The following is a 7,393-nucleotide window of genomic DNA, read 5'->3' on the forward strand; positions in this document are numbered from 1 at the left end:
TTGCAAAACTAAAATAAACATGCAATGTTATGAATCAGAAAAACTAGCTGAACATGTAGTAGATAGCGATTTTAACCATACCAACGAGGCTGTTCCAGCCCTTTATCTTTTAATGTACTAAACTGTTGTTCAATTTCCCCACGCTCTTTCATCAACTGTTTTCCAAAGATGGTTTGTATAAAATGAGACAATACACGACGATGTGTATTCTTAATTTTTTCACCATTCCGAGGGTTGATTGGATTTATGGCAAAGATGTCACGTGTTCGTGCAATTTCATAAATGTGCTGACTATCATAAACCTCATCTGCCACGGAAAGCAGGACATTTCGATCTTGTATACCTTGAAGTAATACAGGAGCCATTTTGCTATCATGTACGTTCGCTGTTGTAAATGTATAGGACAACAATACAACACTTTCTTGTGTAACAGACATGAGCTTTATATCCCTTATACCAACCATAACGAGTAGATTTCCCTCATTTTTGCTTGGGAATCGTATAAACTACTCCTTAAGGCTGTACTATCAATTAAAACACACGGAATCAGCCATAAATTCATTTTTTGAAGAGTTTGTTTATGAATCAATGGAATCCCTTCGTTGCGAAACCAAGTACCTACACGTGAAAAAGTAGATATATGAGGAACAAAAGAAAGACCACAAAATATACGAAATGAAGGATATTGATGCAAAAAATGAGTTAATTTGCGTAAATAGTCAATTTGAAATACAGTTTTCAAGAAAAAGCATTTCAGTAAAGCTTTTCTACAGATGGATGGGCAACCCGTCACAGGCGGAACGCCTCCAATAGTTAAACTGTCTACGTATGCAAATAAAACCTGTAAAATGGATTGATTTTCATCAAACTTGGTTATCATACTAGTAAATCCGTCCTCTCTGAAGATAGTATGGGTCACTATCTTTCTTTCAGGAAAGCGGGTTTTTTTATGCATTCATTTTTGGATATTTATAAGTTTTGCAACACACTCTATATTTTCATAAAACCCAAATAGGACATCAAAAATAATGCTCGATATGCTCCCACTCTAAAACATAAAATAGATTCAATAAAGATAAAACAACGTCTGAATCATTAGGGTCTTTAATCCAAGGTACGAAATACAATTTCATATAAGTATCCCCAAACATGAAATTTCACATACTGTACAAATTTTAAAAATATAAACAAAGTAACGTCTAGACGTCTCCCATCAATATAAAAACAGCATAATAGATATATGTTTGGCAAAGTGGACAAACATATATCTTATCCGGTATTCAGTGTGCTTACGTTATTGTTCCGCTCATGTGTCAGCTCATATAAATGCTCCGCTGCACCTGGCACGATTGATTGTATATACTCTAGGTATCGTTCTTTTTGCTCTTTATTTCGATCGATAGCATGGTTAAAAAACAATGCCAAAGTAGACAGTCTTGTTTTTCGTTGGCTGCCTTTGCCGATTACATGGATATATATATGTTTTGATTTCTTTAACACACTGTTTAACGTGCTTCTTGGGATTTGTAACGCTTCACACAATTCTTTTTGAGTAAAGTGTAAGAATCCTTTTTCTGTGTTCTTCTTCTCATTTAAAAAGCTAATGATATCTTGTTCCCACTCATACCAGTGACTACGCACACGATCTTTACGTGCTTTCTTATGCTTATACCAATATTGAGAAGGTGCTGCCCCTGAATAAGACATCTTACCATCTGACCACACTTCTAAAATATGATTAATGTACTCTTTATTTGCTCCCTTATATTTTCCTGAAAAGGCACTACGAATAGCCTTTTGAATGATTGAATTTTTCAAAGGGTTATTTAGGTTCGTATTAAATTCGTCTAATAAGTTGTGCGCGTCCTCTTCTGTCATTCCTGACGAATAGCACGCCAAAGCAAGCGTAAATACAGCGTTATCACGCCCAATTACACCTTTTTGTCCTCTAATATGTGTGCATGCTAATACCTTCTGCACCCATCCTTCAGTAATTTGTGTCGTATGAATTGGTTTGTTCGAAAGAACTGTAAATAAATTTCTGCGATGACCAATATCTTGATCCTTGGACCATTCGATTAGATGAGCTAAATTACATGTACTTTCTGCATCCAACCATACAACATTCTTTTCGTTAGGCATACGGAAGAATCCGAAATTGTTACATGTTAAATCGACACCAGTTAATAGCTCGCTTAGAGCTTTTCTGATGTTCTCGCTGATTCGCTTCGCACTACGTAATCCACGGAAATCATTATTATTCGAAATAAACAATGGGTTATCCAGCACGAAATAAACCTGGTATCCTTTCACGCTTTCAAGGATAACTGTTGGCATACCTAATTGCTTGTCCATTGATGCCAATACGATTTCTCCAGGAGTGACATCCTTTGTATCGATATCGACAGCGAAACAATTGATTTGCTTTAAGTTACGTTCTTCATGACCTTTAATAACTTTTCTGCTTCTATCCAAATACGTTCCTACTCTAAATATATTCGGAGTCCAGTGTGTAGCTTGTCCGATATGATCTAAAACTGCTTCTTGTGACGTCAATACTACTCCTTTTGCACCATATTCATGCGCTAAATCTTCTTTTGTACGTGTAATGAATACAAAACGGTCATTCATCTTACTAGTATCCTGAGAATCTAACATGGCAATGCTAGCTCTAGAATTCTTGTATTTATATTTTCGTAATCCATTATGTAATATCAATTCAATCGCTTGCTGTGCTTTCATATTAGATCTCCTTTCTACTAAATTTTTGACAATAAAAAAGGTAAGCAGTTATAACACTGCTCACCTTGAAAATTCCCGAAAAAGTATATAAAAACAGAATTTCTCTATATTTAAACGTAATTTTTACGTACTTAAATAAGGGTTTCTATCTTTACAATCCAGCTCTAATTAACTATACTAAATACAGATATTTTTATATCTCTAATAACATAGTTAACTAGAGCGGACGGAGAATTTTACATACTGGTCGAGCAGTGTGTAAATGGAATATAAGTTGTTGTCAGCAACTTATATTCGCCGGGGAGGAAAGTTATTGACGTAACTCTACTTTTTCTGTCAGATTGAGACCTAAGAAATCTCGATTAGACAGCCGTTCTTTTGTTATTTGTTTTTTATCTATCGAACCCCGAATGGGTTTTATGTATATTATCGTATTAAATCATATTATGTTAAAAACTTGTTGTTTCTTACGTTACAACAAGTTTTTTTGTTTGTAAACAGCGAAATTATACGTTTTATTAAAAATATCCCTATTTCCCTATTTCCCTATATCCCTATTTCTACATAGGGATATTTCCCCTTTTCCCTATATCCCTATATCCCTATTTTGTTCAATTTTTCTCTTTAAAACATCCGTTAAGAAACTTCATTATCACTTACTTTTTAAGTCTGACTCGAATAGACAATATCCTTTTAAATCAATGTTTTTGTTATAAATTTCTAACTATATCATTCTATTGCATATACAGAACATCATTGTTATAATTTCTTTAACAATATGGAAATATCCCTATTTCTATAGTTAGAAATATCCCTATTTCCCTATTTCTATTTTTCCCTATTTCTATAAAGGGATATAGGGAAATTTTAAAAAATATAACTGGAGTGTTAAAAATGGCTATTACAATTACGGTTGGTAATTACAAAGGTGGCGTTGGTAAAACCACAAATGCTGTATTGAACTCTTATGAAGTTGCGAAAAAAGGAAAGCGAACGTTACTTGTTGACCTTGATCCGCAGAGTAATGCAACGAAGTCTTTAATGTTAACGAAATCCATTCTTAATCCAGATGAAATTGTAACTGTTGAAAAAACATTAATGAAGGGGATACAAGAAGGGAACTTAGATGGTTTAGAAGTGGAAATCATTGAGAATTTATATTTAATTCCTTCTTACGTTGATTTTCAAGATTTCGCAAAGTTCCTTTATAAGACTTGTACTTCTGAAGCAGAGGAAGATCACTACTTTAAAGGATTACTTGAAAAGATAAAACAAAAATATGACTATATATTTATTGATGTTCCTCCTATGTCAATTGAAGTTACGAAAAATGCAGTTGTAGCTTCTGATTATGTTCTTATTGCTCTGCAAACACAAGAGCGTTCTCTTACAGGTGCTGAAAACTATGTTAACGAACTGATAAAGTTAAAAGAGCAATATGATCTTGATATTGAAGTTGTAGGCATTCTTCCAGTGTTATTGAAAAACAACGGTAAAGTGGACGAGTATATTATGGAAAATGCTCGTGAAATCTTCGGGGAAGAAAACCTGTTTAAAAATATTGTTCCGCAAATGGAGCGTATTAAAAGATTTGATGTTAATGGTATTACTGAAAAAGATAGACATGATTTAAATGTCATTGAACTGTACGAAAAGATTAGTGATGAATTATTGTCTCGTATTGATATTTTTGAAAAGATGAAGGTTGGTGTGCAACATGGCTAAAACACCTGGATTATTAGGTAGAAAAAAGAGCAATTTCCAACCAACTGCTCCGTATATACCAAGTGAGGAGTCAGTTGAGCCGAAAAATAACGAAGATACTTCTGCTGTTGAAACTAAGAATGAACCAAAGCAAGTAACTCAAAAAGAGAAAAAGACAGAACAGACATCAGAGAAAAAGAAGTTTAAAAACCAACAAGGTAGTATTAAAATTTCCAACCAATCAAAAGAAGAACTCGAAGCACTAATGAAAATAACTAATACGAAATATGCTCACGAAATAATTGATTTACTTATAGATCGTTATGTAGAAAATGAATTAACTTCGGCACAAAAAAGAAAGTTTAAATTGCTAACAGAAATATAAAAGGTTCTGTTGCAAAGTTTAAAAAGTAGAAACAGGTATTGATACATGAGGGTGAACATTTAGGCAATAACTAATAATTTGTGTAATTCCTTGTACGTTGAAAAACCGAAGTTTGGTCGCAAACTTCGGTTTCGTTTATATAGAGCATGAATCGTTTCGATTCCTTTCAAGGTACGTGAAGCATGCCGAAGGTTTTGAAATCCTGCGGACTTGGAAAAACGTCGTTTGATATGTCTATGATCTTGTTCAATAAGATTGTTCAAATGCTTACTTGTACAATGAATGGTACGTTTATAAAAACCTTGTTCTTTTAATTTATTACATGCGCAAAGTAAAGCTGGGGCTTTATCTGTTATGGGAACCATTGGTTCTCCAAATGTTTTTACGAGTCTCTTCATAAAAGCATAAGCAGCCTGGTGATTGCACTTTTTACGAAGTGGAATATCCAATGTGTATCCGTCTTTATCAATTGCACGATATAAATAACACCATTTTCCTTTCACTTTCATATAAGTCTCATCTAAATGCCAAGTATGGTGTGCAACTTTGTTTTTCTTTTTCCAAATTTGATAGATTAGATTTCCATATTCATGGACCCAACGCATAATGGTTGTAGGGGGAACGGAAACTCCTCGTTCTTTCAGAATTTCAGAGACATCACGATAACTTAAAGAAAAACAACAGTAGTAGCCAACGGCTACCAAAATAATATCTTTTTTAAATTGTTTTCCTTTAAAATATCCCATGTATCATTCTCCTCATCTCATTTTCCCTACAGTTTAGCTCAGCTCAAAAAATTTTGCAACAGAATCCGTTACAGAAAGAAGTTCACCATCTATTAGAATTCTTAACACATGAGTTCACAACAATTACTTAGCATCAAACGAGAGAACATCCTTACCTGTATTTTCTATTGCTTTTATATGGAATTTCCACACAATAAAAAGCACCATCACTGGTGCTTTTTATTTATCTGTTATTTATTATCCTTATGATAAACGAAGAATACGTTGTACCTCTTCTAACTCCAATCCGGTTAACTCTGCAATTTTACTTGGTAGTGTACCTCGATTGCTCATATTTCGCACTAACTGAGCAATTCCTTTCTCTATACCCTTTTTCTCTGCATGTGCTACGGCAGCCTTTTCATCTAACAATACCTTTTCTCGCGCTTCATATTCCCGGCGAAACGATTGATTATGACTCATATTGTCCCACTTATCAATCGCTTTCTGCAACGTTTCATCCTGTTCCATCGCAATCGCCTCCAGTGTGTCTGTTAGATTTTGATCTTCATTTGCCGCTAACAAGAGTAACCAACGTACCAAAGAATCATGCCAGGGATTCACCTGTTCCTCTCGCCACTGTGCAATAATCTTCGGCATTTCGATATAATGAATTTCTATATCTTCACTGATGCGGAGTTCTTTTTCCACATCCCATAGAATACCTGTTGTTTGAAAGTGTTCCTGGTTCGGATACAGAACAAAATCTAGTACATTAATCGTAATGGCCTTCTGCAACTCACTATATGGCATCCCTTCCTGCATTTGTGACGCGTATAGTTTCGACCAATAATACAGGGAACGCTTTTGGATATCATGTTTATTCGCAAGTTGAATTTCTATGTTTACAAGTTCACCTGTTCCAAGCGTCGCCCGTACATCCATAATCGACAATTTATCCTCTTTATATTCCTTATGTAGATGTGGGTCTTCTAATGATACGCTCGTAATCGGAGAAACCAACGACTTCTGTAAAACTTCGTTCAGAAATCTCATCAGAATCTCTTCATTTCCTTGGGTTCCAAATAATTGTTTAAAGGCAAAATCGACACGTAAATTCACCCGGTTCTTCATTTGCACACTCCCTTTTCCGTAATTCATAGCTTTATCATACCAAAGGAGTAAGACAAAGGGTAAACTTTCATGATTATGTATTTTCAAACTTAAAGGTAACTAACATTAAGGGACGTGCGTAATAATTGAAACGAATCTTTAGGAACGATTTCTCTATTCATTTTTAACTATACCTAAACGGGTTCTGTTGCAAAATTTTTTGAGCTGAGCTAAACTGTAGGGAAAATGAGATGAGGAGAATGATACATGGGATATTTTAAAGGAAAACAATTTAAAAAAGATATTATTTTGGTAGCCGTTGGCTACTACTGTTGTTTTTCTTTAAGTTATCGTGATGTCTCTGAAATTCTGAAAGAACGAGGAGTTTCCGTTCCCCCTACAACCATTATGCGTTGGGTCCATGAATATGGAAATCTAATCTATCAAATTTGGAAAAAGAAAAACAAAGTTGCACACCATACTTGGCATTTAGATGAGACTTATATGAAAGTGAAAGGAAAATGGTGTTATTTATATCGTGCAATTGATAGTGATGGTCATACATTGGACTTTCAACTTCGAAAAACTCGTGATCATCAGGCTGCGTATGCTTTTATGAAAAGATTGGTCAAGCATTTTGGAGAACCATCGGTTCTCACAACAGATAAAGCGCCTGCCTTGCTTTGTGCGTTCAAAAAATTACAGAAAGACGATTTTTATACAC

The 7,393-nt window shown here is 34.6% G+C and carries 6 protein-coding genes and 1 pseudogene; 3 read left to right on the forward strand and 4 right to left on the reverse strand.

The window, feature by feature from the left end; translation table 11 throughout:
• Positions 1 to 8 precede the first annotated feature (8 nt).
• Both CDB3_RS30020 and CDB3_RS30025 read right to left on the reverse strand, forming a co-directional pair.
• Positions 9 to 880, reverse strand: a pseudogene (locus CDB3_RS30020) (transposase).
• A 389-nt stretch (positions 881 to 1,269) separates the two neighbouring features.
• A complete protein-coding gene (locus CDB3_RS30025) occupies positions 1,270 to 2,742 on the reverse strand; it encodes a primase C-terminal domain-containing protein (protein ID WP_128856994.1) in 1,473 nt (490 codons plus the stop codon).
• 894 nt (positions 2,743 to 3,636) lie between these two features.
• Between CDB3_RS30025 and CDB3_RS30030 the strand changes: the two genes are divergently transcribed.
• Both CDB3_RS30030 and CDB3_RS30035 read left to right on the forward strand, forming a co-directional pair.
• Positions 3,637 to 4,467, forward strand: a complete 831-nt coding sequence (locus CDB3_RS30030; protein ID WP_128856995.1) for a ParA family protein — start codon at positions 3,637 to 3,639, stop codon at positions 4,465 to 4,467.
• On the forward strand, positions 4,460 to 4,831 hold the full coding sequence (locus CDB3_RS30035; RefSeq protein ID WP_128856996.1) for a DUF5388 domain-containing protein: 372 nt from the start codon (positions 4,460 to 4,462) through the stop codon (positions 4,829 to 4,831). The genes CDB3_RS30030 and CDB3_RS30035 overlap by 8 nt, the downstream gene beginning before the upstream one ends.
• Before the next feature lie 59 nt (positions 4,832 to 4,890).
• Here CDB3_RS30035 and CDB3_RS30040 read toward each other — a convergent pair whose 3' ends face one another.
• Both CDB3_RS30040 and CDB3_RS30045 read right to left on the reverse strand, forming a co-directional pair.
• A complete protein-coding gene (locus CDB3_RS30040) occupies positions 4,891 to 5,577 on the reverse strand; it encodes an IS6 family transposase (RefSeq protein ID WP_128856997.1) in 687 nt (228 codons plus the stop codon).
• Positions 5,578 to 5,820: 243 nt separating this feature from the next.
• The gene (locus CDB3_RS30045) at positions 5,821 to 6,690 is read right to left on the reverse strand and encodes an Rpn family recombination-promoting nuclease/putative transposase (protein WP_128856998.1); all 870 of its coding nucleotides are present in this window, start codon (positions 6,688 to 6,690) and stop codon (positions 5,821 to 5,823) included.
• A gap of 246 nt (positions 6,691 to 6,936) precedes the next feature.
• Here CDB3_RS30045 and CDB3_RS30050 point away from each other — a divergent pair.
• The coding region (locus CDB3_RS30050) for an IS6 family transposase (protein ID WP_128856999.1) at positions 6,937 to 7,393 on the forward strand (457 nt) is incomplete at its 3' end.

Source organism: Bacillus sp. CDB3 (genome assembly GCF_002081505.1).
Lineage (GTDB): Bacteria > Bacillota > Bacilli > Bacillales > Bacillaceae_G > Bacillus_A > Bacillus_A cereus_AT.

What these genes read in the sequence shown, in the direction of transcription:
- CDB3_RS30030 (WP_128856995.1), top strand. Translation starts at nt 3,637, where the DNA reads ATGGCTATTACAATTACGGTTGGTAATTACAAAGGTGGCGTTGGTAAA.
- CDB3_RS30045 (WP_128856998.1), bottom strand. Translation starts at nt 6,690, where the DNA reads ATGAAGAACCGGGTGAATTTACGTGTCGATTTTGCCTTTAAACAATTA.
- CDB3_RS30025 (WP_128856994.1), bottom strand. Translation starts at nt 2,742, where the DNA reads ATGAAAGCACAGCAAGCGATTGAATTGATATTACATAATGGATTACGA.
- CDB3_RS30040 (WP_128856997.1), bottom strand. Translation starts at nt 5,577, where the DNA reads ATGGGATATTTTAAAGGAAAACAATTTAAAAAAGATATTATTTTGGTA.
- CDB3_RS30035 (WP_128856996.1), top strand. Translation starts at nt 4,460, where the DNA reads ATGGCTAAAACACCTGGATTATTAGGTAGAAAAAAGAGCAATTTCCAA.